Raw genomic sequence first — 23,006 nt, forward strand, 5'->3', positions numbered from 1 at the left:
AAGAGGTGAAAGTGGTTATTGCCAGGCGTTCGACGTCAGTCGCTCGGGCCGGCTGATCTCCCCGAGGAATCCGCCATTGTGGGCCAGCATCGTGTACCCCGCCGGCGCATACATGTCCTCGAGCACGAGCAGTTGCTGGCGCTTGGGCAGTTTGGCGTAGGCCTCTTCGAGCGCAGGTGAATTGAGCTTGCTCTTCGGATCGGTGCGCGCGACCGGCATGGCGAAGCGGGCATTCAGCCTCGATTCCACCAGCAGTCCATTTCGCTCCAATGTGAAGCCATAAGGGACGCATGCCGCAAGACTGTTCGAAACCAGTTTCCCGATGGTCTCCAGCGTGTACAGGACCTCGTAGTGGTTGACATAGGCGTCGACGATCATCGGATCGACGTCGGTCGGATCCTGGATCGCCCATCCATACGGGAAGTCAGTGAATCCGAGGTGCTTTGCCGACTCGATCTTTTGTCCCAATTCGTCCCCGTGCAGGTGACTGAGCAGCCGCTTCCTGCGCATCCGCTCCCCTGAACCATATTCTCCGTACACGTAGAAGATCAGCACGCCAGTTGTGGTGAGAAGGCGGGACAGCCGATCGATCGCTTCGGCAGGCCGTTGCAGATGATGCAGCACGCCCATGCACAGGATCACGTCGAATGGTCCGCCTTGCAGGTCCGCAGCCATGATGTCTCCGACCCGGAATGACACCGGCGCACCGGGGAAGGCTTCCCTGGCGCGTTCCGCGCAGGCAATCGAGTTCTCCGAATAGTCGATCCCGACATACTCATTGTCCGGAAACGCCGCGGCAAGCTCCAGCAATCGCAGGCCGGTGCCGGTGCCCGCATCGAGAATTCGCTTGCCCTTCAGGTGGTACCCGCAATCCAGACGAAGCAGCTTCACGAGATTGACCAGCTCCCGGTATCCGCCATTGCTTGACGTATTGGTCGGGTAAGGAAATGCCTCGTACTGGCTCTTGAGCATGTCGACGTGCGTCACGTAGATCTCCCTTTCACTCGGCGATCACCGGCTATGGCAACAGCGTCGTATCGCCGTCCATTGGACCGGCGTACCAGCCGTTGCCGTCGGCGAGGAACCGGCCGAGGGATTCGTCCGCCGTCCGGTAGATCAGCGGATCGGTCGGATAGGTCCTGACATACGGCCTCCAGCGCATCAGGATTCGCCGTACGTGCGCGGGCAGCCCCACTACCTCGAAGAAGTCATCGCCGGCGGCGACGGCATTCGCGTAGGCCGCCTCGAGCAGCGCCTCGGTCACCGCCGGGTCGTCCTCTTCCGACAGGATGTCGGCCAGCATCGCGCGGCGCAGGCCGGTCGTGCGGTCGGTCGAATGCTCGACGATGGCGTAGCCCGCCAGACGCCCGGCGCGGCGGCAGCACAGCACGGCGGCGCGCGACGAGCCGCCGGGGATGGTGAAGTGCCAGCGCAGCGATGCGGCACCGCGGTCCGCCATCAGCCGCGGCGCCTCGGCGAGCTTGGCTCGCCACAGCTCCTCGAACTCGTCGCCGATGTCGTTGACGTCGATTGCTGCGACGTCGAACCCGTCGCCGCGCCGTCCCCCGGGAGATCGTCTGGGGCCGCGGCGCAACCCCATGTCGGCCCGCAGCACTGTCGCGCCGAGCGCGCTCGCGATCGCGGCCGTCCCGCCCGACAGGCGGAACTTGGACGCCAGCGTCTGAGCGAACCGGGGCGGGTCCAGCACCCAGAACAGCACCTTGGCGAAGTCGGGCTGCGCCAGCGGCCGTGCGTGCAGCGCTTTGCACAGCCTGAGCGCGGACTCGATCGCGAACGTCACGAAGGTGAGATCGACGCCGGGCTGCCGGAAGAACGCGGTCAGAAGTCCGATGCTGCGCGCGCGGTAGGCCGGATCGATCGCGAGGCCCGTGCCGACCGCGCCAACCAGCGTGCGGTCGCCGAGCCGGTAGAGCAGCGGCAAGCTGCCCTGGTAGCCGACGATGCCCGTTTCGGTCTCAAGCACCCAGCCCATGCCGGGCTGCGACCTGGTCGCCGCCAACACTGGGTTCTGCCGCCACAGCCGGTGCCAGTTCTCCGGGTTGTCCTTCGGCAGGCCGTAGCGTTCCTTCAGAGCCGCGACGGCCTCGAAGTCCGAGAACCGCACCTCGCGCTGCTTCGCCGGAGATGGCGGCCTGGCAAGCGTGTCCGGATCGACGCGACCAGCCACCGGCTCCGGCCGTGCCTTCAGCAGCGGCAGCAGGACGTCGGCAGCGAAGGTCTTGGCATAGGTCATGACGGATGCGGCCTCAACTGCTCCGAGACGAACCGGCACAGCGGCCCGATCAGCGTCATCTGTTCGGGGTCAAGGTTCTCGAAATCGATCTCCCTGTCGAAATGATCGCCCGCCGCCATCATCATCTCGACGAAGGCCAGCGAATCCAGCGCGCCCGACAGCAGCAGGTCGTAGTCGTCGGGGAGATCGCGCAGCGGACGCTGTCCGCGGTCCTCCAGCTTCTGATTGAGGAAAGCTCCGAAGAACATGCGGACGTCGTTCGGTGTCGGACCGTTCATTGATTGTCTCCCAAGACGGCCGGCATGGCCTTGCGGTCGTATTTGCCGTTGGCGTTGCGGGGTAACTGCTCGCGGACGTGCCAGCGTCGGGGCACCATGTAGTCCGGCAGCCGGGCGGCGACCGCCGCGCGAAGTGTGTCGAGATCGACCGGCCCGCCTTCGATCAGCACTTCGATGCCGCCATAGCCGCTTGCCGTGATCGGCCAGCCGATCGCCACGACGCCGTCGACGCCCGCGGCTTCGCGCACCACGGCCTCGACCTCGCCGAGCTCCACCCGGTGGCCGAGGATCTTCACCTGCGAATCCATGCGGCCGAGATGGGTGAGGGGACCATCGCCGGCGGGCCGGCGCACGCGGTCGCCGGTGCGGTAGAACATGTCCTTATGTCCGGGCGGGACGACGTAGGCCGCAGCGGTCTTCGCAGGATCCTTCCAGTAGCCGAGCGACATCTGCGGACCGCGCATCAGCAGCTCGCCGTCGGCGCCCGGCGCGACCTCGTTCAGCTGCTCGTCGACGACGAGCACGTCCATTCCCGGGAACGGCGCGCCGATCGGCACGATGCCCATCTCGGATTCGGCCGGCGTCTGTTTTGGATCCCACCGGTAGCCGGTGCACGCGATGGTGAGCTCGGTGGGACCGTAGATGTTCTCCACGACACTGTTCGGTGCGGCCATCGCCCAGGCCTCGGCGCTGCTTACGGGCAGCGGTTCGCCGCAGAACAGGCTCAGCCGGAGCAAGGGAAATGCTCCCCGCTTCAGCAAGCCCGTCTGCTTCATCAGCGCGACCATCGAGGGCACCGAGAACCAGACCGTCAGCCCCTGGTCGCGGATGAACCGTCCCGGATTGATCAGCGTCTTCTGCGAGGGACAGCACACGCATGCGCCGCGCTCCCACGCCACGAACATGTCGGATGCCGACAGATCGAACGTCATGTCGAAGGTTTGCGAGACGGCGTCGTGCTCGGTGATGGCGAAGCGCTCTACGGTATGATCGACATATGCTGTGACATTGCGATGCGCGACCATCACCCCTTTCGGGACCCCGGTGCTGCCGGACGTGAACAATAGATAGGCTATCGCGTCCTCGTGTGCTTCCGGGGCGCGCCAGTCGGCGTATGCCTCGAGATCGGCTGTCCCGACGACAGTGTGCCGGGGCCATCGCGCGCGATAGGGGCGTGGGTCGTCGAGACCGGGCGCGATCACGAGCAGCGGTTCGTCCGCGCCCTCCATCAGCGCGTCCATCTGCGGCAGGGAGTCGGTGTCGACGATGATCGAGCGGCACTCCGAACGGACCAACATCGATCTGGTCCGCTCGATCGGGAAGGTGCGGTTGAGCGGCACGTAGCCGTGGCCGGCCAGCAGCGATCCGAGCACGCCGGCGAACGCCGTTGTGCTGCGATACGCGAACACGGCGGTCAGGGGCGTCGACGCCCCTTCGCGATGCGCCTGGATGCAGGCCGCGATGCGGATGGCGAGCTCGCGAAGCTGCCGATAGGACAGCGACGTGCCCTGCGCGACGACGGCAGCACGGTCGGGAAACAGCTGCGCCGAGCGCAGGAAGCCTGTCCACAACCCACGCGATCCCGTGCGCAATTCCATCGAACGATCCTCGCCTAGCCTGCGAGGCCCTGACGCGCCGGATCGCGAAGCGCAAACGACTTCAGACGACGGGCCTTCGTCAGCGCCAGTGCGAAGACCTTCCCGGTGTGGACCAGCTCCTCGCGGGTGGGCGGGATGTCCAGAATGAACGTCCCGTAGCCGGCCGCGGCGTAGCGCGCGAGTTCGTCCGAGACGACCTCGTAGTCGCCGACCAGATATGGGCAGAAGGTCTTGTAGTTCTCGAACGGCACCAGCCAGTAGGGCGTGCCCTGGGCGGCGGTCTCGGCCGCGAGATCGGACATCTGCTTGTGCCATGCCGAGTCCGAGACCTTCATGGCGAGCTTGTGCGCCAGTTGTCCCTTCTTGTCGGTCGGGAAGCGCGTATGCGCGACCTGCCAGGCCTCTTCAGCACTGGCGCGGGTGATGATGCCGACCCGGATGCCCGAGCCCATGCAGTCGGCGTCCGCCTGCCCGTATTCTGCGCTCGGCTTGGGATACTTCACCGGCGTCGCGCCCAGCGCCTTGGCGGCCGCGAGCCCGGCTTCCGAGGAGCCCGACACGAACACGCCGGGCAGCAGCTCCGGCGCCAGCGGCGGGACCATCCTGAGGTTACGGATGACCTGGAATTCCCCTTCGAGGGTCACCGGCTCGGTGTTCTCCAGCAACAGCTTGATGATGCCGGTATACTCGACGAGCCTGGTATATCGCTTGTCGTGCGCGGTCGTATCGCCGAGCGCCGCCAGCTCGGTCGTGTAGCCGCCCGCGACCATGTTCAGATAGAGCCGGCGCCCGTACATATGCGCCAACGAACTCACCATCTTGGCGACGCTGTAGGGATGCATGTAGATCGGCTGCACCGCCACCAGCGGACAAAGCTCTTTGGTACTCTGCAGGATGACCTGCGAGACCAGCCAGGGATCGACCAGGGAATTTTCCGTGTAGACGAGAATCCCCTTGCACCCCGCCTCTTCGCTCCAGCGGGCGACGGCCTGCACTTGCTCGACATAGTCCGCCGCCGGGAACGCGCTGGATTGCGGGCACGTGCTGAAGACTTCGAACCGAATATCGGACAGCGCATCCATCGTCCACCTCCATGCGAAAGGCGTCCGAACGCCGTGATTTGGCGGAAAACCTCACGACGGTAGCATAGGCGTTCGGCAGCTCCCCGACGCAAAGGTGGTACTCCGACAAGCGATGGGAACGAATGCCCTGCCGACTATTCCGGGGCGGCGCCCCAGCGCTTTTGCGGTCCTTGATTTCCTCGGCTGCTCTGCAACGATGCTGCGGAACCTGCTCGAAGTCCCTTGAGCGCGATCCGTCCAGGGGGTGTTGAATATGGCGAATGTCATCGGCATCAGCGGCTTCGAGAACGCGATCCCGTTCAAGAAAGCGCTCTGGCCGGGCCTCGAGGAACGCGAATACCGGATTTCCCAAGGCCACGACTCGGCTGCGGTGCTGCTGGTCGACGGCAGGATCGTCGCCGGTGCCGCCGAAGAGCGCTTCAGCCGCAAGAAGCACACCGGCGATTTCCCGATCGGCGCGATCGGCTATTGCCTGGAGAGCGCCGGCCTGACGCCGGCCGACATCGACGCGATCTCCCACGGCTTCGACTATGCGCCTTACAAGGCCGCCTTCATGCTGGATCCTACCTCCGCCCGGCAGTACCGGGAGGTGTTCTCGCGTGAAAAGCTGCTCTCGCAAGTGGACAAGCACCTGCCCGGATTTCCGGCCGGCAAGGTCCATCACGTCAACCATCATCTGTCTCACGCCGCGAGCGCCTACTACACGTCCGGATGGGACGAATGCCTGGTGGTGGTGCTCGACGGCATGGGCGAGGTCCACGCCGTCACCGTCTATCACGCGCACGACAACAGGATCGACAAGCTCGCGGAGATCACCGCGCAGGATTCGATCGGCATCCTTTATTCCACCTTGACGCTGCATCTCGGCTTCGATTTCAACTCCGACGAATACAAGATCATGGGTCTTGCACCGTACGGCGACCCCGCTCGCCACCACGCTTTCTTCGAGCGGACCGTGGAGCTGCGCGACGACGGCCTGATCAGGATTCCTCTGCTCCGCCTCAATACCGAGCGCTGCGATCGCGAAACCTACGGCGCGACCCGACGCCATCTCGCGGAGCATCTGATCGCGGCGCGCTCCCCCGACGCCGACGTTGGCGACGACCATCGCGACGTTGCCGCGGCGCTGCAGGAATGCCTCGACAGGGTCATGCTGCACATCTGTGGTCATTTCGGCCGCAGCACCGGCCTGCGCCGGCTCGCGATGGCGGGCGGCGTCGCGCTCAACTGCACCGCCAACGGTCGTCTGCTGCAGTCCGGCCTGTTCGACGAGATCTACGTTCAGCCGGCCGCCGGCGACGACGGCTCGGCGCTCGGCGCCGCGCTCTGGTCGGCATCGCGCGACCGCGGTGTGGAGAACGTCCGGATGCCGGTGCCTTTCCTCGGACCCGCACATTCGCAGAGCGAGATCGACAGGGCGATCGCCGAGACCACCGGTCGTATCGAGGTCACGCGCTTTGCGGATATCGAGGAGACCTGCGCGGTGGCGGCGAGGCTGATCGCGGCCGGACGCGTGCTCGGCTGGTACCGCGGGCGCATGGAGTTCGGCCCCCGCGCGCTCGGACACCGCAGCATCCTGGCCGACCCGCATCATCCGGAGATGCGCGACCGCATCAACGCGATGGTCAAGATGCGCGAAGCCTTCCGCCCGTTCGCACCGGCTGTCAGCCTCGAGCAGGTGCATCATTGGTTCGAGGTGCCGCAGGGTCTCGCGCTTCCCTACATGATCATGACCGCCGACGTGCGGCCCGCACATCGCGCCGCGCTGCCGGCGATCACGCATGTCAACGGCTCGGCCCGGGTGCAAACGGTCGATGCCAGGGACAATCCGGAATTCCACGCGCTGCTGCGGGCCGTCGGCCGGGCGACCGGCCGCGAAATGGTGCTTAACACGAGCTTCAACGTGAAGGGGCAGCCGATCGTCAACACCCCGCGGGAGGCCATCGACACCTTCCTCGGCACCGGCATCGAATATCTCTTCCTTGAGAACGCGCTGGTCCGCCGCCTGGGACAGAGATAGCAGGGCGCTAACCCGGCGAAGGAGCACGCGACCACTTCGTGATTGTCGCGCGGGAAAACCGCGTCGCGCTTTTCATGCTTGGCGCGAAAAGGCGAGGGGGCTGAAGCCCCCTCGCTGATGATCAGCGTCGGTGTCCGCCGTGATGCCCGCCGCCATGATGTCCGCCACCGCGATGACCGCCATGATACCGGTGCCCGTGATGATGGTGGCGCGGGTGGACGTGCGGACGATGATGCCATCCGTGATGCCGCGGTCCGTGGTAGCCATAACCCGGCTGCCAGTAGCAGCGGCCCCAGCGATCGCAAACCTGGCGCACCTTGTCGACATTGGACGTTTCGCCTGCGATGTGGCCGGCCTGCGGCAGCCCGTTCGGCATCGCCGATGCCGCACCGGACATCAACGCTGCGCTTCCGAGCGCGGCCAGTCCAATAACGGCAAACTTGATATTCATTGAGATCTCCTTGGTTGAAGCCTGAAAAACGTCCATGCGGCCACTTCGTTGCTGCGACAAAAAGACGAGCCGGTGCGCTTGGTTCTGGCGACGATGGTTCAACGCAGGAAATGCGGGAGTTGTGAGGTCGCTGCAGCTGCGGGCGACAATTGGCCGCGCGACAGAGTAGCGACGCATTGGCGCGCGCATGCGCTGCATGAGATGTGCAGTCCATGGGATGCACAGTGGGTGAGGTGAACGTCTGGCTGATGCGCAGACGTGCGCGAAGACCATCTCAAGTCGATGCAGGATGATGACGCGTTGCCGGTGTCGCTCCGCGACCGTGCATCCGGAGCGGGACCAGAGAGCCTCGCCTCGGATCACAAACCTTGGATCACAAATTCTTGAGGATTGCCGGCGCCAAAGAGAAAGCGCTGCCATCGCAGATGGCAGCGCTTCGACAAGCTCCGGCCGACCGGCATGCTGCGGTCGAGGCGACCGGCCAGTGGCCGATCCCTGCGGTGTGGTGGATCGCGTTCGCGGCCTCGCGACCCGATCCGCGGCTCAGTCTTCGTTGGCGGCGATCGATTCCATCAGCGACACCAGCTGGCGCTGCACGGTCTGATCCTTGATCTTGCTGTAGGCGCGCAGCAACCGGAGGCTGAACGCGCTGTCGAGGAACAGCAGGCTCTCGACTTCGCGAGCCTTGTTGTCGCCGTCGTAGAAGAAGGTGACCGGCACATCGAGCGCGGTCGCGATCTGCTGCAGGCGGGCGGCGCCGACGCGGTTGACGCCCTTCTCGTACTTCTGGACCTGCTGGAAGCTGACGCCAAGCTTGTCGCCGAGTTCGGCCTGCGAGATCTTCTGCTCGACACGGCGCAGGCGAATCCGCTTGCCCAACTCAATGTCCGGCTTGCCGGCACTGCGCTGCTTCATCTTCTTTGCTGCTGATCTGTTCATTCTTGTGACCCGTCCTTCAAATCGAGAATCCCTGGCCCGGTCGGGTCAGGGACACGTTGATGATGTACCGCGTTAAGCTCGAGTGGATCGTCAGTTCGTCCGAACGACGAATTCCAAGAAGATCGCGGGATGGTATCCAAACGCATTGGCGCGTTGGAAGCACCCTTTTACCGACACGACCAACTACCTGAAGTCGATCGCACCAAGGTGTCTCTCGACACCCCGCCCTCAACATTTGGCAAAATATTGACCAAATCACAACTAGCGCGAGTTTGATCGTCACAGATTTTGCGCGCATGCTTACTGGGCGGCAATGCACTGCGCCCGTAGTTCTACGGGCAACAATATTGTACGGGCGTCCTTGCATGGATGCAACCCCAGCTAGTGCATCCTGAGGTCGCGGCGATGGTCCAAGGTTGCTTGACTGAATCGCCATCAATGCGAAAAGTTTGACGTAAGTCCAAGTCAGGCTTTCGGAATGTTGCTGGACAATTGCCCAAAAGTTCCCGATCATCTGGAACAATCGTGCGCCTACGACAAGCCGGCGAACTCTGGCGGGAGAGGCCAATGAAGCGAAAGAGGGGTACGCCCCGACTCTACCTCGCGGCTTCGGGAGTGGAAGAAATGCCGGTCGCAAATACGGAAGAACGGTTGCTGGCACTGCTTGCAACTCTGGAAGAATGTCAGGCGTTTCTGACTGACCGGGCGAATACGGAGACGGCGCGGCTGCTGTCCCTTGCCATCCTCGAGCTCCGGATGGAGCTCCACAAGGTGACGGATTCCGAACTGAAGGCGCTGTGTGACATGATCGCGTCGGACGAGCCGGTGCAGGAACCCACGGCCAGGTCATTGCCGCCCTATCTGAGGCTGATCAAGTAACCGAGCGCCCCGCGCCAGACGCGGGACGCTACCGGTTTTGAGCGGCGCCCTCAGCCCGCGGTCACATCGACCGCCTCGGCGCCCTCGAGCACGCGACGGGCCTTGTCACGGTCCAGGTCACCTTCCCATGCCGCGACCACGACGGTGGCGACGCAGTTGCCGATCAGATTGCCGACGGCGCGCGCCATGCCGATGAACCAGTCGACCGAGAGCACCAGCACGAGGCCGATCGCCGGGATGCTCGGCACCGCATTGAGCGTCGCTGCCAGGATAACGATCGCCGAGCCCGGCACGCCATGCGCGCCCTTCGAGGTAATCAGCGACACGCCGAGCACCAGCAGCAGGTCGCCGAACGACAGCGGCGTGTTGGTTGCCTGTGCGATGAACACGACGGCGAGCGTCAGGTAGATCGAGAACGCATCGAGGTTGAAGGAGTAGCCGGTCGGGATCACGAGGCCGACCACCGAATCCTTGACGCCGAGCCGTTCGAGCTTGCGCATGATCTGCGGCAGCACCGCGTCGGAGGACGCGGTGGCGAGCACGATCATCAGCTCCTCACGCAGGTAGCCGAGGAATTTGAGGAGGTTGATGCCGGCAAGCGCCATCACGCCGCCAAGCACGCCGAGCACGAAGATCGCGACCGAAATATAGAACAGCGCGACCAGCGACAGCAGCTGCTTCAGCGAGCCGACGCCGTATTTGCCGACGGTGTAGGCGACCGCGCCGAGCACGCCGATCGGCGCGAAGCGCACGATCAGGCCCATGGCGCGGAACAGCACGGTCGAGATCGCGTCGATGAAGGAGGCGATCCTCTCGCCCTTCTCGCCGCCGACCAGTGCCAGGCTGACGCCGAAGATGATGGCGAAGAACAGCACCTGCAGCACGTCGTTGCGCGACAGCGCGTCGAACGAGGTGGTCGGGATGATGTTGAGCAGGAAGCTGCCGACGCCTTCGCCCTTCAGCTTCTGCGCATTGCTGGCGTAATTGCCGAGCGCCTTGGCGTCCAGCGTCGAGGTGTCGATATTCATGCCGTGACCGGGCCCGAACAGATAGGCGAGCAGCAGGCCGACGATGAGCGCGACCGTGGTCATCGTCTCGAAATAGACCAGCGCCTTGACGCCGACCCGTCCGACCTTCTTGAGGTCGCCGGCGCCCGCGATGCCGTGCACCACGACGCAGAACACGATCGGCGCCACGATCATCGAGATCAGCTTCAGGAAGGCATCGCTAAATATCTTCAGCCCGATCGCGAAGTCCGGCGCGGCCATGCCGATGATGATGCCGAGCAGCAGCGCGACAAGCACCTGCACGAACAGCGATGTGTATAGCGGCTTTCGTGCCACGGTGGCTTCCGCTGCGATGGTCGACATGAATTCCCCCTGTTTCTGACCGGTGTCCTTGCCGGCCGAACCCGTCACATCTTAGCAACTTGCGTGCCAAGATGTCGCAGGATTGGGTGCCATGGACCCGGTCATTCGCCGGTTTCGAGGGTGCTGGTCACCGTATAGACGACGCCACCGGGCAGGAAATCGACCGTGGCCTCACCGCCGAGCTGGTCGCGGGCGCTGCGCTCGATCAACCGGGAGCCAAAGCCGCGCTGCACCGGCGCCGTCACGGGCGGGCCGCCGGCCTCGGTCCAGATCATCCGGAGCTTCGGTCCAGCGCTTTCCTGCAGGATTTCCCAGTCCAGTGTCACCGTGCCGGTGTCGTTGGACAGCGCGCCATATTTGGCGGCGTTGGTCGCCATCTCGTGCAGGAGCATCGACAGCACCAGGGCAAGCCGGGGCGACAACGGCACGCGCGGTCCGAACATCCTGACCCGCTCGGAGGCGTTCAGGAGATAGGGCCGTAGCACGCGGCTGACCACGTCCTGCAGGTCCGAGCCCTGCCATTTGTCGGTCGAGAGCAGATTGTGCGCCTCGGCCAGCGCGCCGAGACGTCCCTCGAATTTTTCGCGCTCGGCACGGCTCGCGCTGCGGAAGGTCTGGGTGGCGATCGATTGCAGGATCGCCAGCGTGTTCTTGACGCGGTGGTTGAGCTCCTCGATCAGCAGGTCGTGCAGCATCTCGCCGCGCGCGATCGTAGTCGCCATCCGCAAGGCAAAGCCGAGGCCGACCATAAGCAGGACGCCGCCGATCACGCTGGTGATCGAAAGGGTGCGCAACAGCGGCCCCACCAGCGAATTCTCGGCGATCCCGGCTGCGACGGTCCAGTCGGTGACGCGTGACCGGGTGAAGCCGGTGATCAGGGCAACGCCTTCGAGCGAGACGGTCGGCAGCGTCGCCTCGCTGCGGCGGAACATCTCGGCAAACAGCGATGGCGCCGCGCGCTGGCCGATAGTCGCCTGCGGATTCGGCACCCGCGCCAGGTTGATGCCGTCGCTGTCGAAGATCGAGATGGTCCAGTCCTGGTTGAGGCGCTGCTTCTCGATGATGGCCTGGAAGACCTCGATCGGTGGGCTGAACGAGATGTCATAGAGCACCTCGCCGTCGCGGATCACCGGCACCTCGACGGTGATGATCAGCCGCCGCTTCACCGCGCCGAAGAACAGGTTGGAGTATTGCGGCTGCCGGGTCGTGAACACCTTCTCGACGAGATCGAGATTGTTGCGCGGCGGCAGGCTCGCGGTATCCGTCGTCAGCGAGGAGAACGCCTGGCGTCCGGTGCGGTCGGCAACCAGGATCACGCCGTCCTTGCCGTACTGGTCGAGGAAGCCGGCCGCGACACGGCGGAAATTGCCGAAGTCGCCGTTGCGCAGCGAATTGGTCAGCGCGAGCACCTCGAGCCCGCCGGTCATGCGCTGCATTTCCGCATCGAGCAGCAGGCGAACATTGCGCGCGGTCTCCAGCACGCGCTGCGTCGCGGCCTGGCGCTCCTGCTGATAGTTATGGAAGACGATGCCGACCGCGAAAATGATCAGCGGCAACATCGTTCCCGCGACCAGAAGCGCGAGACGCACTGGCAATGTCAATTTCGGCACGAAGTCCCCGGGTCGGTGCCCATTGGCTGTGAGCTGAGGGGAGGCGGGAAAAATCCGCCAAAGGAAACAGCTTGATATCAGAAAGGTTCCGCGGCGCCATGATGCTGAAACGAGGTGTGCGCCGCGGAATAGCTTTTGCCCTGAGAGGCCTCGGGATCAGAGGTTGCTCTCGGTGATCGCGGCGTAGACCATGGTGCGCAGCTCGCGCCGCAGCGGATAGGCGCTCGACGGCAGCACCTGGGTCATGAAGATGGTGATCAGCTCCTCCGCCGGGTCGATGAAGAACGATGTCGTTGCGGCGCCGCCCCAGTTGAATTCGCCTGGGCTGCCGGCGATCAGCGTTTGCGACGGATGCATGGTGACCGCGAAGCCGAGGCCGAAGCCGATGCCGTTATAGGCGGCTTCGGCGAACATCGAGCGCGACATCGCCGGCAGGTCGACGCCACCGGGCAGGTGGTTCGAGGCCATCAGCTTCAGCGTCTTCGGGCCGAGCAGCCGGACGCCGCCGAGTTCGCCGCCATTGAGCAGCGCCCGGCAGAAGGTCAAATAGTCGGCCGCCGTCGAGCACAGTCCGCCGCCGCCCGAGATCAGCGAAGGCGGCGACAGGAATGAACTGGTGGTCGGATCGTCCTGCAAGGTCAGCGTGCCCTTGCGCTCGGCGGCGAGCGGGTTGAAGCCGCCCTGCGGATCGGCGGAATAGCAGGCGGCAAAGCGATGCGCCTTGTCTGAGGGCACGAAGAAGTCGGTGTCGTTCATGCCGAGCGGCTGGAAGATGCGCTCCTTCAGGAATTGCTCGAACGGCTGGCCTGAGATCTTGCCGACGAGATAGCCGAGCACGTCGGTCGAGACCGAGTAATTCCAGGCCTCGCCCGGCGAGAACTCCAGCGGGATCTTGGCCAGGTCCTCGATCATGCCGTCGAGCGTGCCGGCCTTGATGACCTCGCCGATCTTCTTCTCGCGATAGGCGGCGTCGACATTGGAGCGCTGCTGGAAGCCGTAGGTGAGGCCCGAGGTGTGGCGCAACAGGTCGACGATCTGCATCGGCCGGGTCGGCGGACGGGTCAGGAAGGCGGGCGCGTTGCCGGCGACGAACACGCCGAGGTTCTTCCATTCCGGAATGTATTTCGCGACCGGCTCGTCGAGCGCGACCTTGCCTTCCTCGACCAGCATCATGAAGGCGACCGACGTGATCGGCTTGGTCATCGAATAGATGCGGAAGATGGTGTCGTCCTTGACCGGCACCTTGCGTTCGAGATCGGCAAAGCCCTGGACCGTGGAATGCACGATCTTGCCGCGGCGGTAGATCAGGACCTGGGTGCCGGGAAAGCGGCCGGCATCGATATAGCGGCTCTTCAGATGCGCTTCGAGGCGGTTCAGCGCAGTGGTCGACATTCCCGCGGATTCGGGCGAGGCAGGCGTGGGGGCTAACATCGGGCGTTTCTCCGGCTGGCAAGGCAGCCTTGATAGCCGAAAAGTGTCTGTTTCACCAACCGGCTGCTGCTTACCGGCGCAGGGCCGGTGGTGTAGGCTCGCGCCCGCAATCGCGCCCCAAAAAGGGCTTCAAGGGAAACGCCGAGATGACCCAGTTCAACGAAACCGAGCTCACCGCCGCCGTCATCCGCAGCTTCGACCAGACGCCCGATCCCAGGGCCAAGTTCCTGCTGCAGGAACTGGTGAAGTCGCTGCACGATTATGTGCGCAGGACCGATCTGACTTTCGAGGAGTGGGACCACGCGATCGGCTTCCTGACCCGCACCGGGCAGAAGTGCACCGACATCCGCCAGGAATTCATCCTGCTGTCCGACGTGCTCGGCGTGTCGATGCTGGTCGATGCGGTCAACCACCGGGATCGCGACGGCGCCACCGAGACCACCGTGCTCGGCCCGTTCTATGTCGGCGAGCACAAGGTGACGCCGCACGGCACCGACATCTCTGCGAGCCTGCCCGGCGAGCGCATGTTCGTGCAAAGCCGCGTCACCGATCTCGGCGGCAAGCCGCTCGCCAATGTGCCGGTCGATATCTGGCACGCGGACGACGACGGATTCTATGACTCGCAAAAGCCGAGCTATGCCACCGAAGGTCCGTCGTCGCGGGCGCGCTTCATCACCGATGCCGACGGCCGCTTCTTCTTCCGCACCATCGTGCCGTGCAGCTATCCGATCCCGACCGACGGCCCGGTCGGGCAGATGATCACGCAGACCAACCGTCACCCGATGCGGCCGGCGCATGTGCACTTCCTGGTCAATGCCAAGGGCTACGAGCCGTTGATCACGCATGTGTTCGTCGAAGGCGACAAGTACATCGACTCCGATGTCGTGTTCGGCGTGAAGGACGAACTGATCGCCAAGGTCGAGCGGCGCACCGATCCCGTGATGCCCGACGGCCAGCGATCGGATGCGCCGTGGAGCCTGATGACCTACGAATTCCACGTGAAGCCCGGTGGCGGAATGGCGCCTGCGCCACTCGGCACCAAGGTCACCGAAGACGCCTGATCGGCATCCTCCAAACCGTCTGCTCAATTTTTGTGCGTCGCGCAACAATTGAGCGAATCGCAAATTTTGGGTGCGCGCGAAAGACCCGCGCGCGCTGCGACAAATTGCGCAAAACATTGCAATAAAGCCGATTTTTGCACTGCGGTAGCTTGGCATAAGGCTTGAATAGTCAAATGCCGACGCCAATGAAGCCGTCCCTCGAGGCCACCCCATCGGATTTCTGACGCCGCCAGTCCGGGCCTCCCCGGTGCATGCCCTTTTGCGCCCTGCGCGCGTCGCCACCCGACGGGAGGTGCTCGACGCACAGACGCAACACTGCAACGCAACGACGCAAAGGACACCGATGACCAAGCCCAGCAACACGCCCCCGAGCCGTGCGATCAGCCGTCGCCGCCTGCTGAAGGCAACCAGTGGCGCCGCCGCGTTGCTCGCCGCTGCCAAGCTCAACTTTCCCGCTGGTGCATTCGCGCAAGGTACGGGCCCCGAGGTGAAGGGCGCCAAGCTCGGCTTCATCGCGCTGACCGATGCCTCGCCGTTGTTCGTCGCCAAGGAGAAGGGCATCTTCGCCAAATACGGCATGCCCGACGTCGAGGTGCAGAAGCAGGCCTCGTGGGGCACTACGCGCGACAACCTGGTGCTTGGCTCCGAGGGCAACGGCATCGACGGCGCGCATATCCTGACCCCGATGCCGTATTTGATCTCGGCCGGCAAGGTGACGCAGAACAATCAGCCGACGCCGATGTACATCATGGCGCGGCTCAACCTGAACGGCCAGTGCATCTCGGTCGCCAAGGAATATGCCGATCTCAAGGTCGGCATCGACACCACGCCGTTCAAGGCGGCGCTGGAGAAGAAGAAGGCCTCCGGCAAGGCGGTGAAGGCCGCGATGACCTTCCCCGGCGGCACGCATGATCTCTGGATCCGCTACTGGCTCGCCGCCGGCGGCATCGACCCCGACAAGGACATCGAGACCATCGTGGTGCCGCCGCCGCAGATGGTGGCCAACATGAAGGTCGGCACGATGGACTGCTTCTGCGTCTGCGAGCCGTGGAATCTGCAGCTGATCCACCAGGACATCGGTTACACCGCGATCACGACCGGCGAGCTCTGGGACAAGCATCCGGAGAAGTCGTTCGGCCTGCGCGCGGCCTGGGTCGACAAGAACCCGAAGGCAGCAAAGGCGCTGCTGATGGCGGTCATGGAAGCCCAGCAGTGGTGCGAGAAGATGGAGAACCGCGAGGAGACCGCGGCGATCTGCGCCAAGCGGCAGTGGATCAACTGCCCGGTCGAGGACATCACCGACCGCATGAAGGGCAAGTTCGACTACGGCACCGGCCGCGTGGTCGAGAACTCGCCGCAGCAGATGCGGTTCTGGAAGGACAACGCGTCCTATCCCTATCAGAGCCACGACCTCTGGTTCCTCACCGAAGACATCCGCTGGGGCAAGTATGAGGCGGGTTTCGACACCAAGGCGCTGATCGCCAAGGTGAACCGCGAGGATCTCTGGAAGGAGGCCGCAAAGGAGCTCGGCGTGTCCGACATTCCGGCTTCCACCTCGCGCGGCAAGGAGACCTTCTTCGACGGCAAGGTGTTCGATCCGGAGAATCCCGCCGCCTATCTGAAGTCGCTGTCCATCAAGCGCGTCGACGTCTGAGCCGAGCCCCCGTTAGGGCCGCGCTTTCCTGCGCGGCCCGTCGCCCGACCACGGAGATACTTTGTCAATGTCGATGCCTGCCATGAAGACCGAGATGTTGGAGGTTGCGATCTCGCCAGCCGTTGCTGCGGCGCCGGTCGTGACCATGACGCCGAAGCGCGCGCCGCGCGCCGAGCGATACGCCAGGATGGCGAAGGAGAGCGCGGCGCGCGTGGTGCCGCCGCTGATCGTGGTTGCGCTGCTGCTCGTGGTGTGGGAGCTGATCTGCCGGCGCGCCGGCTCCAGCCTGCCGCCGCCGTCAAAGGTGTTCAAGGACACCAGGGAGCTGATCCTGGATCCGTTCTTCGACAATGGAGGCATCGACAAGGGCCTGTTCTGGCACCTCTCCGCCAGCCTGCAGCGCGTTGCCTACGGCTATTCGCTGGCGGCGATCGCCGGCATCGCGCTCGGCACGCTGGTCGGACAATCAGTCTGGGCGATGCGCGGGCTGGATCCGCTGTTCCAGATTTTGCGGACGATTCCGCCGCTGGCCTGGCTGCCGCTGTCGCTCGCCGCATTCCGCGACGGTCAGCCCTCGGCGATCTTCGTCATCTTCATCACCTCGGTGTGGCCGATCATCATCAACACCGCGGTCGGCATCCGCAACATCCCGCAGGACTACCGCAACGTCGCCGCCGTGGTGCAGCTCAATCCGCTGGAGTTCTTCACCAAGATCATGATCCCGGCGGCTGCGCCCTACATGTTCACCGGCCTGCGGATCGGCATTGGCCTGTCCTGGCTCGCGATCGTCGCGGCTGAGATGCTGATCGGCGGCGTCGGCATCGGCTTCTTCATCTGGGATGCCTGGAATTCCTCGCACATCAGCGAAATCATCCTGGCGCTGTTCTATGTCGGCATCATCGGCTTCGTGCTCGACCGCCTGATTGCGGGGCTGGGCAGGATCGTGACCCGCGGCACCGCTGCGAACTGAGGGACAAGTCATGCAGGCTTATCTGAAGCTCGATCACATCGACAAGATCTTCACCCGCGGCAATGCCTCCACGGAGGTGTTGAAGGACATCAACCTGACGATCGAGAAGGGCGAATACGTCTCGATCATAGGCCATTCCGGTTGCGGGAAGTCGACCCTGCTCAACATCGTCGCCGGCCTCACCGGCGCCACCAATGGCGGCGTGCTCTTGGAGAACCGCGAGGTCAATTCGCCGGGGCCGGATCGCGCCGTCGTGTTCCAGAACCACAGCCTGCTGCCTTGGCTGACGGTCTACGAGAACGTCAAGCTCGGCGTCGACAAGGTGTTTGCCAGGACCAAGAGCAAGGCCGGGCGCGACGCCTGGGTGATGCACAATCTGAGCCTGGTGCAGATGGCGCATGCCAAGGACAAGCGGCCGAGCGAGATCTCCGGCGGCATGAAGCAGCGCGTCGGCATCGCGCGTGCGCTCGCCATGGAACCGAAGGTGCTGCTGCTCGACGAGCCGTTCGGCGCGCTCGACGCGCTGACCCGGGCCCATCTGCAGGATTCGGTGATGGCGCTGCACCAGAAGCTCGGCAACACCATCCTGATGATCACCCACGACGTCGACGAGGCCGTGCTGCTGTCGGACCGCATCGTGATGATGACCAACGGCCCGAGCGCGCGGATCGGCGAGGTGCTCGAAGTGCCGCTGGCGCGTCCGCGCAAGCGGCTCGAACTCGCCACCAATCCCGGCTACCTGAAATGCCGGCAGCGCGTGCTCGAATTCCTCTACGAGCGCCACAGCTTCGTCGAGGCGGCATGAGCATGATCCGGAAAAGTGGAAGCCGGTTTTCCCGCGACAAACGCGAAGCGTTCGCGCTGAGATCATGCTCAGATGAATCAATGAGCGACCCGTCGCTCATGTGAAGTGCTTTTTCTGTCTCGCCGCAATGGCGCGGCGAGAAATCGTGCACGGAGGCACACATGACGGAAGACCAGGTCAAGCTTGTCCAGGAAACCTTCGCCAAGGTCGCGCCGATTTCGGAGCAGGCGGCGGTCATCTTCTATGACCGCCTGTTCGAGGTCGCACCGGCGGTGAAAGCGATGTTTCCCTCCGACATGACCGAGCAACGCAAGAAATTGATGGGAACGCTTGCAGTCGTCGTCAATGGGTTGAGCAATTTGCCGTCGGTGCTTCCCGCCGCGAGCGCACTGGCCAAGCGTCATGTCGGCTATGGTGCCAAGCCGGAGCATTACCCCGTGGTCGGCGGCGCGCTGTTGTGGACGCTGGAGAAGGGCCTCGGCGACGCCTGGACGCCTGACGTCGCCGCCGCATGGACCGCCGCCTACGGCACACTGTCCGGCTACATGATCTCGGAAGCCTATGGCAGCGCGCAGGCTGCGGAGTAGGGGCGAGCTGAAGACGCTACGTCGTTGCGGGGGTCCGTTCGATCCGGCCATCACCCAGGCGGATAGGTGGATTGCTTCGTTGCGCTCGCAATGACGCAGGCAAGCAACTAAGGTTCGCCCGTTCCGCCAACGGGTGAACCAACGATGATGTACCTGGAAACGCCGCCGAAACTGATCCCGACCGAAATCTTCTCCGCCGTTCCCGCCGAATTCCGTCGCAAAGTGGCGAGCGAATGGGCCGACGCCAACCGGCCGGGCGCGGTGACCGACTGCTTCATCGAAGGGCCGTCGTTCGATGCCGACGGCAATCTCTACATCGTTGACATTCCGTTCGGCCGCATCTTCAGGATTGCGCCCGACAAATCGTGGTCGCAGGTCGCCGAATATGACGGCTGGCCGAACGGGCTGAAGATCGACCCGATGGGCCGCATCCTGATCGCCGATTACCGGCACGGGCTGATGGAGCTCGATGCCAGGTCCGGCGCGGTCACGCCGGTGCTGCGCTCGCGGAATTCGGAATCGTTCCGCGGCTGTAACGACCTGCACATCGCCTCCAACGGCGACATCTATTTCACGGATCAGGGCCAGACCGGGCTGCACGATCCGACCGGCCGCGTCTATCGGTTGCGGGTGAACGGCGCGCTCGACTGCCTGATCGACACCGGCATCAGCCCGAACGGCCTGGTGCTCGATCCGCGTGAGGCAGTCTTATTCGTTGCGATGACGCGCGACAATGCGGTCTGGCGCGCGCCATTGATGAAGGACGGCGGCGTCTCGAAAGTCGGGCGCTTCTGCTCGCTGTTCGGCCCCAGCGGACCCGACGGCATGACGATGGACAGCGCGGGGCGGCTGTTCGTCGCGCACGCCTCGCTCGGCCATGTCTTCGTGTTCGCGCCGAACGGCGAGTGTATCGCGCGGATCAAGTCCTGCGCCGGACAGAGTTGCACCAATGTCGCGATCGGCGGCGCCAACCGCGACCGGCTCTACATCACGGAATCGGTGACAGGTACGGTGTTGGTCGCCGACATCAGCGGGTTGGGCTAGGCGGCGACGCGCGGCTGTTCAGGGAACGGCGAGTCGTACAACCACGCGAGCTTGTCGCAGAACTGTTCGAGGCTGGTTTCGCGGATCAACTGGTTGCGCAGCAGCGCGTGTACGCCGGCGGGATGATAGACGTGGGTGCCGAGTTCGCGGGCCTGGAGCTGGACCCGCGCCGTGCGCATCAGTCGGGCCTGCCGGTATTTTTCCAGCGCCTGCTCGAAGCGATCCGGCATCTCACCCAGTAGCTCAGCGAGCCAGACCGCGTCCTCCAGCGCCATGCAGGCGCCCTGCGCAAAGTATTGCAGCATCGGATGCGCGGCGTCGCCGAGCAGGACCACGCGGCCATCGACCCAGCGTTCGATGGGATCGCGGTCGCAGGTCACCCATGCCTTCCAATCCCTGCCGTGGTGAATGATCGCCTTGGCGCGCGGATGGACGTCGGTAAAGCCCTCTAGCACCTCCTCATGGGTCACCGGCCTTGCGGCAAAGGCCTCCGCCGGATCGTTGTGGCAGGTGATGGCAAGGTTGAAGACCTTCCAGCCCGAGAGCGGGTAGTGCACCAGATGGCATTTGGCGCCGGCCCACAGGGTCGCGGCGTTCCAGCGCAGATCCTCCGGCATCTGCTCGGTGGGGATTACCGATCGATAGGTGGTGTGGCCTGCGATCCGCGGCGGGCCGTCATCGACCATCTGTTGGCGGATCCGCGACCGCAGCCCGTCGGCGCCGATCAAGAGGCAGCCCTTGATGTGCTCGCCGGATTTCAGCCGCACGGTGACGGTCTCGCCGTCCTGGTCATATCCGGCCACATCGCAATCGCTGCGCAGCGTGATGCGGGGATCCGCCTCGCAGGCGCGCAGGAAGATGCCGTGCAGATCGCCGCGATGGACCACCGCGTAGGGATTGCCGAAACGCTGGCGGAAATAGCTGGTCAGATCGATGCTGGTGATCTCCTCGGCCGAAATGGCATCCATCAACCGCAACTGGTCGATGAATACCGCGATCGAGCGGGCGGCATCGCCGAGATCGAGATGGTCGAAGGCATGGAAGGCGTTCGGGCCGAGCTGGATGCCGGCGCCGATCTCCTGATAGCGCGGCGCGCGCTCCAGCACGGTGACCTGCAATCCCTTGCGGGCCAGCGCGACCGCCGCGGCCAATCCGCCGATACCGCCGCCTGCAATGATGATCGGATCCCTGCGCATGTCCTCTCCCTGAATTGTGGTTCTATTTCCTCGGTATCTTGCGTCGCCGGCCGCCGCTGCTCTTGGCACTGGCCTTGGCGTCGACTTTCGGCTCGCGCATCTCTTTCGCCGCCGCTGCGGCGGGCACCTCGATCAGGCCGGCCTCGACCTCGTGCTCGAGCCGATCGAGATTCTTGTAGAGCTCGACCAGCACCCGTTTCAGCTCGGCCGCTTCCTTCGCCGACATCGCACCGGTTGCGACCTCTTCATAGTATTGCGCGATCGGCATCAGCCGTGCCGCGAGCTCGGCGCCCTTTGGCGTCAGCACGACCTGAAGGCTGCGCTGGTCGTTTTCCGGACGGTCGCGCGTCAGGAGCCCGGCGCGGCTCATTTCGGCAACGATGCGCGACAGCGTCGAGACGTCGGCCGACGTCAGTTCGGCGATTTCGCCGAGCCGCAGCGGGTGTCCCTGCTCGGAAAGCGCGGCGAGCACGCGGTACATCGGCAGCGTCAACTTCTCGTGACGGATGACGCGGGCGAACAAATCGCCCATCCGCACGCCGAGCCGCGCGAGCAGATAGGGGAGCGAATTCGAAAATCGGTACATGGGCTTAGATCCGGGCTTCATTCCTGGCGGGAGACATCCGCCCGGAATAGCCGCCGGTCTTCGCATCGACAACAGTTGCATCTCAATAATTTGCATTTGCAACTTTCTCATTGACAAATATTTGGACCGGATGTTTTGCTCTGTCAACACGGAAACGAGCCGCGAGCGGGAAAGGACGACGCCATGCAGGGAAAGATCGCACTGGAGGAGCACTTCGCCATCGAGGAGACGGTTCGCGACAGCGCGGGCTTCTCGCCGACCGATGACTGGGTTGAGCTGAAGGCCCGGCTGCTCGATATTCAGGACCGCCGCCTTGCCGAGATGGACGCGCACGGCATCGAGCTGATGCTGCTGTCGCTCAACGCGCCGGCGATCCAGGCCATCCCCGATCGCAGCCGCGCGCTGGAGCTGTCGCGCCGCGCCAATGATTTTCTGGCCGAGCAGGTCGCGCGGCGGCCGCAGCGCTTCCAGGGCCTCGCCGCGCTACCGATGCAGGATCCGGAAGCCGCCGCGCGCGAGCTCGATCGCTGCGTCAGCGCACTGAAATTCCGCGGTGCGCTGGTCAACGGCTTCAGCGAGGTCGAAGGTCAGGACGGCGCGGTCTATTACGACCGCAAGGAGTTCTGGCCGTTCTGGTCCGAGGTCGAGCGGCTCGACGTCCCGTTCTACCTGCATCCGCGCAATCCGCTGGCGAAGGATGCCGCGATCTATGAGGGCCATCGCTGGTTGATGGGGCCGACCTGGGCGTTCGGCCAGGAGACCGCCGTGCACGCGCTGCGCCTGATGGGCTCGGGCCTGTTCGACGCCTATCCGCGGCTGCAGATCGTCCTCGGCCATATGGGCGAGGGCCTGCCGTATTCGATGTGGCGCGTCGACAACCACAACAAGTGGATGCGTGCGCAGAACGTCTATCCCGCCAAGCGCAAGATCGCCGACTATTTCCGGGAGAATTTCTACATCACGACATCGGGCAATTTCCGGACGCAAACGCTGATCGACGCGATGCTCGAGATCGGCGCCGACCGCATCCTGTTCTCGGCCGATTGGCCGTTCGAAAACATCGATCACGCCGCCGAATGGTTCGACACCGCGACCATCGCCGAGGGCGACCGCATCAAGATCGGCCGCGACAACGCCCGCAAGCTCTTCAGACTCTAAGCGCCCGTCCAACCTGCCGCAGAGCAGGGCGCA

General features: G+C 64.3%; 21 protein-coding genes. 9 read left to right on the forward strand and 12 right to left on the reverse strand.

Translation table 11 applies throughout. The features are described 5' to 3' along the window. Positions 1–15: 15 nt before the first annotated feature. From JQ616_RS23015 to JQ616_RS23035, 5 genes are read right to left on the reverse strand one after another with little or no spacing between them, the layout of a single operon-like run. Positions 16–987, reverse strand: coding sequence for a class I SAM-dependent methyltransferase (locus JQ616_RS23015; protein WP_212018322.1), 972 nt, complete (start codon positions 985–987; stop codon positions 16–18). A gap of 31 nt (positions 988–1,018) precedes the next feature. Next, positions 1,019–2,254, reverse strand: a complete 1,236-nt coding sequence (locus JQ616_RS23020; RefSeq protein WP_212018324.1) for a hypothetical protein — start codon at positions 2,252–2,254, stop codon at positions 1,019–1,021. Then, positions 2,251–2,532, reverse strand: coding sequence for an acyl carrier protein (locus tag JQ616_RS23025; protein WP_212018326.1), 282 nt, complete (start codon positions 2,530–2,532; stop codon positions 2,251–2,253). The genes JQ616_RS23020 and JQ616_RS23025 overlap by 4 nt, the downstream gene beginning before the upstream one ends. Continuing rightward, positions 2,529–4,130, reverse strand: coding sequence for an amino acid adenylation domain-containing protein (locus JQ616_RS23030; protein ID WP_212018328.1), 1,602 nt, complete (start codon positions 4,128–4,130; stop codon positions 2,529–2,531). Before JQ616_RS23030 ends, JQ616_RS23025 begins: the two co-directional genes overlap by 4 nt. Before the next feature lie 14 nt (positions 4,131–4,144). Then, a complete protein-coding gene (locus JQ616_RS23035; RefSeq protein ID WP_212018330.1) occupies positions 4,145–5,212 on the reverse strand; it encodes an LLM class flavin-dependent oxidoreductase in 1,068 nt (355 codons plus the stop codon). A gap of 253 nt (positions 5,213–5,465) precedes the next feature. On the opposite strand from JQ616_RS23035, the gene JQ616_RS23040 reads away from it, so the two are divergent. Further along, the gene (locus JQ616_RS23040; protein WP_212018332.1) at positions 5,466–7,232 is read left to right on the forward strand and encodes a carbamoyltransferase family protein; all 1,767 of its coding nucleotides are present in this window, start codon (positions 5,466–5,468) and stop codon (positions 7,230–7,232) included. Between the two features lie 121 nt (positions 7,233–7,353). Here the strand turns inward: JQ616_RS23040 and JQ616_RS23045 are convergent, their stop codons facing one another. Together JQ616_RS23045 and JQ616_RS23050 are read right to left on the reverse strand one after the other, a co-directional pair. Next, on the reverse strand, positions 7,354–7,683 hold the full coding sequence (locus JQ616_RS23045; RefSeq protein WP_212018334.1) for a hypothetical protein: 330 nt from the start codon (positions 7,681–7,683) through the stop codon (positions 7,354–7,356). Positions 7,684–8,226: 543 nt separating this feature from the next. Continuing rightward, positions 8,227–8,622, reverse strand: a complete 396-nt coding sequence (locus JQ616_RS23050; RefSeq protein ID WP_016844123.1) for a helix-turn-helix domain-containing protein — start codon at positions 8,620–8,622, stop codon at positions 8,227–8,229. Positions 8,623–9,189: 567 nt separating this feature from the next. Between JQ616_RS23050 and JQ616_RS23055 the strand changes: the two genes are divergently transcribed. Next, the gene (locus JQ616_RS23055) at positions 9,190–9,501 is read left to right on the forward strand and encodes a hypothetical protein (protein WP_212018336.1); all 312 of its coding nucleotides are present in this window, start codon (positions 9,190–9,192) and stop codon (positions 9,499–9,501) included. A gap of 50 nt (positions 9,502–9,551) precedes the next feature. Here JQ616_RS23055 and JQ616_RS23060 read toward each other — a convergent pair whose 3' ends face one another. The 3 genes from JQ616_RS23060 to JQ616_RS23070 form a co-directional block, all read right to left on the reverse strand. Next, positions 9,552–10,871, reverse strand: coding sequence for a dicarboxylate/amino acid:cation symporter (locus JQ616_RS23060; RefSeq protein ID WP_212018338.1), 1,320 nt, complete (start codon positions 10,869–10,871; stop codon positions 9,552–9,554). 101 nt (positions 10,872–10,972) lie between these two features. Then, positions 10,973–12,481: a sensor histidine kinase gene (locus tag JQ616_RS23065; RefSeq protein WP_212018340.1), complete on the reverse strand. Its 1,509-nt coding sequence runs from the start codon at positions 12,479–12,481 to the stop codon at positions 10,973–10,975. Between the two features lie 156 nt (positions 12,482–12,637). Then, on the reverse strand, positions 12,638–13,912 hold the full coding sequence (locus tag JQ616_RS23070) for a serine hydrolase domain-containing protein (RefSeq protein WP_212018342.1): 1,275 nt from the start codon (positions 13,910–13,912) through the stop codon (positions 12,638–12,640). A 146-nt stretch (positions 13,913–14,058) separates the two neighbouring features. On the opposite strand from JQ616_RS23070, the gene JQ616_RS23075 reads away from it, so the two are divergent. From JQ616_RS23075 to JQ616_RS23100, 6 genes are all read left to right on the forward strand, one after another. Beyond that, positions 14,059–14,973, forward strand: a complete 915-nt coding sequence (locus tag JQ616_RS23075) for an intradiol ring-cleavage dioxygenase (RefSeq protein WP_212018344.1) — start codon at positions 14,059–14,061, stop codon at positions 14,971–14,973. Positions 14,974–15,316: 343 nt separating this feature from the next. After that, positions 15,317–16,627, forward strand: coding sequence for a CmpA/NrtA family ABC transporter substrate-binding protein (locus JQ616_RS23080; protein WP_212018345.1), 1,311 nt, complete (start codon positions 15,317–15,319; stop codon positions 16,625–16,627). Between the two features lie 67 nt (positions 16,628–16,694). Further along, the gene (gene ntrB, locus JQ616_RS23085; RefSeq protein ID WP_212018347.1) at positions 16,695–17,597 is read left to right on the forward strand and encodes a nitrate ABC transporter permease; all 903 of its coding nucleotides are present in this window, start codon (positions 16,695–16,697) and stop codon (positions 17,595–17,597) included. 10 nt (positions 17,598–17,607) lie between these two features. Beyond that, on the forward strand, positions 17,608–18,402 hold the full coding sequence (locus tag JQ616_RS23090; protein WP_212018349.1) for an ABC transporter ATP-binding protein: 795 nt from the start codon (positions 17,608–17,610) through the stop codon (positions 18,400–18,402). Positions 18,403–18,563: 161 nt separating this feature from the next. Beyond that, positions 18,564–18,989: a globin family protein gene (locus JQ616_RS23095; protein ID WP_212018351.1), complete on the forward strand. Its 426-nt coding sequence runs from the start codon at positions 18,564–18,566 to the stop codon at positions 18,987–18,989. Between the two features lie 144 nt (positions 18,990–19,133). After that, on the forward strand, positions 19,134–20,033 hold the full coding sequence (locus tag JQ616_RS23100; RefSeq protein ID WP_212018353.1) for an SMP-30/gluconolactonase/LRE family protein: 900 nt from the start codon (positions 19,134–19,136) through the stop codon (positions 20,031–20,033). Here the strand turns inward: JQ616_RS23100 and JQ616_RS23105 are convergent. Further along, positions 20,030–21,229, reverse strand: coding sequence for a 3-hydroxybenzoate 6-monooxygenase (locus JQ616_RS23105; protein ID WP_212018355.1), 1,200 nt, complete (start codon positions 21,227–21,229; stop codon positions 20,030–20,032). The genes JQ616_RS23100 and JQ616_RS23105 overlap by 4 nt on opposite strands. A 22-nt stretch (positions 21,230–21,251) precedes the next feature. Next, positions 21,252–21,815, reverse strand: a complete 564-nt coding sequence (locus JQ616_RS23110; RefSeq protein ID WP_212018357.1) for a MarR family winged helix-turn-helix transcriptional regulator — start codon at positions 21,813–21,815, stop codon at positions 21,252–21,254. 183 nt (positions 21,816–21,998) lie between these two features. Between JQ616_RS23110 and JQ616_RS23115 the strand changes: the two genes are divergently transcribed. Further along, positions 21,999–22,973, forward strand: a complete 975-nt coding sequence (locus tag JQ616_RS23115; RefSeq protein WP_212018359.1) for an amidohydrolase family protein — start codon at positions 21,999–22,001, stop codon at positions 22,971–22,973. The last annotated feature ends 33 nt before the right edge of the window (positions 22,974–23,006 follow it).

The sequence above is a fragment of the Bradyrhizobium tropiciagri genome (assembly GCF_018130545.1).
GTDB classification, from domain to species: Bacteria; Pseudomonadota; Alphaproteobacteria; order Rhizobiales; family Xanthobacteraceae; genus Bradyrhizobium; species Bradyrhizobium tropiciagri_A.

Excerpts from the sequence above, each read along its gene's own strand:
- JQ616_RS23090 (WP_212018349.1), top strand. The coding sequence starts at position 17,608 with ATGCAGGCTTATCTGAAGCTCGATCACATCGACAAGATCTTCACCCGC.
- JQ616_RS23105 (WP_212018355.1), bottom strand. The coding sequence starts at position 21,229 with ATGCGCAGGGATCCGATCATCATTGCAGGCGGCGGTATCGGCGGATTG.
- JQ616_RS23060 (WP_212018338.1), bottom strand. The coding sequence starts at position 10,871 with ATGTCGACCATCGCAGCGGAAGCCACCGTGGCACGAAAGCCGCTATAC.
- ntrB (WP_212018347.1), top strand. The coding sequence starts at position 16,695 with ATGTCGATGCCTGCCATGAAGACCGAGATGTTGGAGGTTGCGATCTCG.
- JQ616_RS23115 (WP_212018359.1), top strand. The coding sequence starts at position 21,999 with ATGCAGGGAAAGATCGCACTGGAGGAGCACTTCGCCATCGAGGAGACG.
- JQ616_RS23030 (WP_212018328.1), bottom strand. The coding sequence starts at position 4,130 with ATGGAATTGCGCACGGGATCGCGTGGGTTGTGGACAGGCTTCCTGCGC.
- JQ616_RS23075 (WP_212018344.1), top strand. The coding sequence starts at position 14,059 with ATGACCCAGTTCAACGAAACCGAGCTCACCGCCGCCGTCATCCGCAGC.
- JQ616_RS23095 (WP_212018351.1), top strand. The coding sequence starts at position 18,564 with ATGACGGAAGACCAGGTCAAGCTTGTCCAGGAAACCTTCGCCAAGGTC.
- JQ616_RS23025 (WP_212018326.1), bottom strand. The coding sequence starts at position 2,532 with ATGAACGGTCCGACACCGAACGACGTCCGCATGTTCTTCGGAGCTTTC.
- JQ616_RS23050 (WP_016844123.1), bottom strand. The coding sequence starts at position 8,622 with ATGAACAGATCAGCAGCAAAGAAGATGAAGCAGCGCAGTGCCGGCAAG.
- JQ616_RS23080 (WP_212018345.1), top strand. The coding sequence starts at position 15,317 with ATGACCAAGCCCAGCAACACGCCCCCGAGCCGTGCGATCAGCCGTCGC.
- JQ616_RS23020 (WP_212018324.1), bottom strand. The coding sequence starts at position 2,254 with ATGACCTATGCCAAGACCTTCGCTGCCGACGTCCTGCTGCCGCTGCTG.
- JQ616_RS23045 (WP_212018334.1), bottom strand. The coding sequence starts at position 7,683 with ATGAATATCAAGTTTGCCGTTATTGGACTGGCCGCGCTCGGAAGCGCA.
- JQ616_RS23055 (WP_212018336.1), top strand. The coding sequence starts at position 9,190 with ATGAAGCGAAAGAGGGGTACGCCCCGACTCTACCTCGCGGCTTCGGGA.
- JQ616_RS23040 (WP_212018332.1), top strand. The coding sequence starts at position 5,466 with ATGGCGAATGTCATCGGCATCAGCGGCTTCGAGAACGCGATCCCGTTC.
- JQ616_RS23110 (WP_212018357.1), bottom strand. The coding sequence starts at position 21,815 with ATGTACCGATTTTCGAATTCGCTCCCCTATCTGCTCGCGCGGCTCGGC.
- JQ616_RS23070 (WP_212018342.1), bottom strand. The coding sequence starts at position 13,912 with ATGTTAGCCCCCACGCCTGCCTCGCCCGAATCCGCGGGAATGTCGACC.
- JQ616_RS23035 (WP_212018330.1), bottom strand. The coding sequence starts at position 5,212 with ATGGATGCGCTGTCCGATATTCGGTTCGAAGTCTTCAGCACGTGCCCG.
- JQ616_RS23100 (WP_212018353.1), top strand. The coding sequence starts at position 19,134 with ATGATGTACCTGGAAACGCCGCCGAAACTGATCCCGACCGAAATCTTC.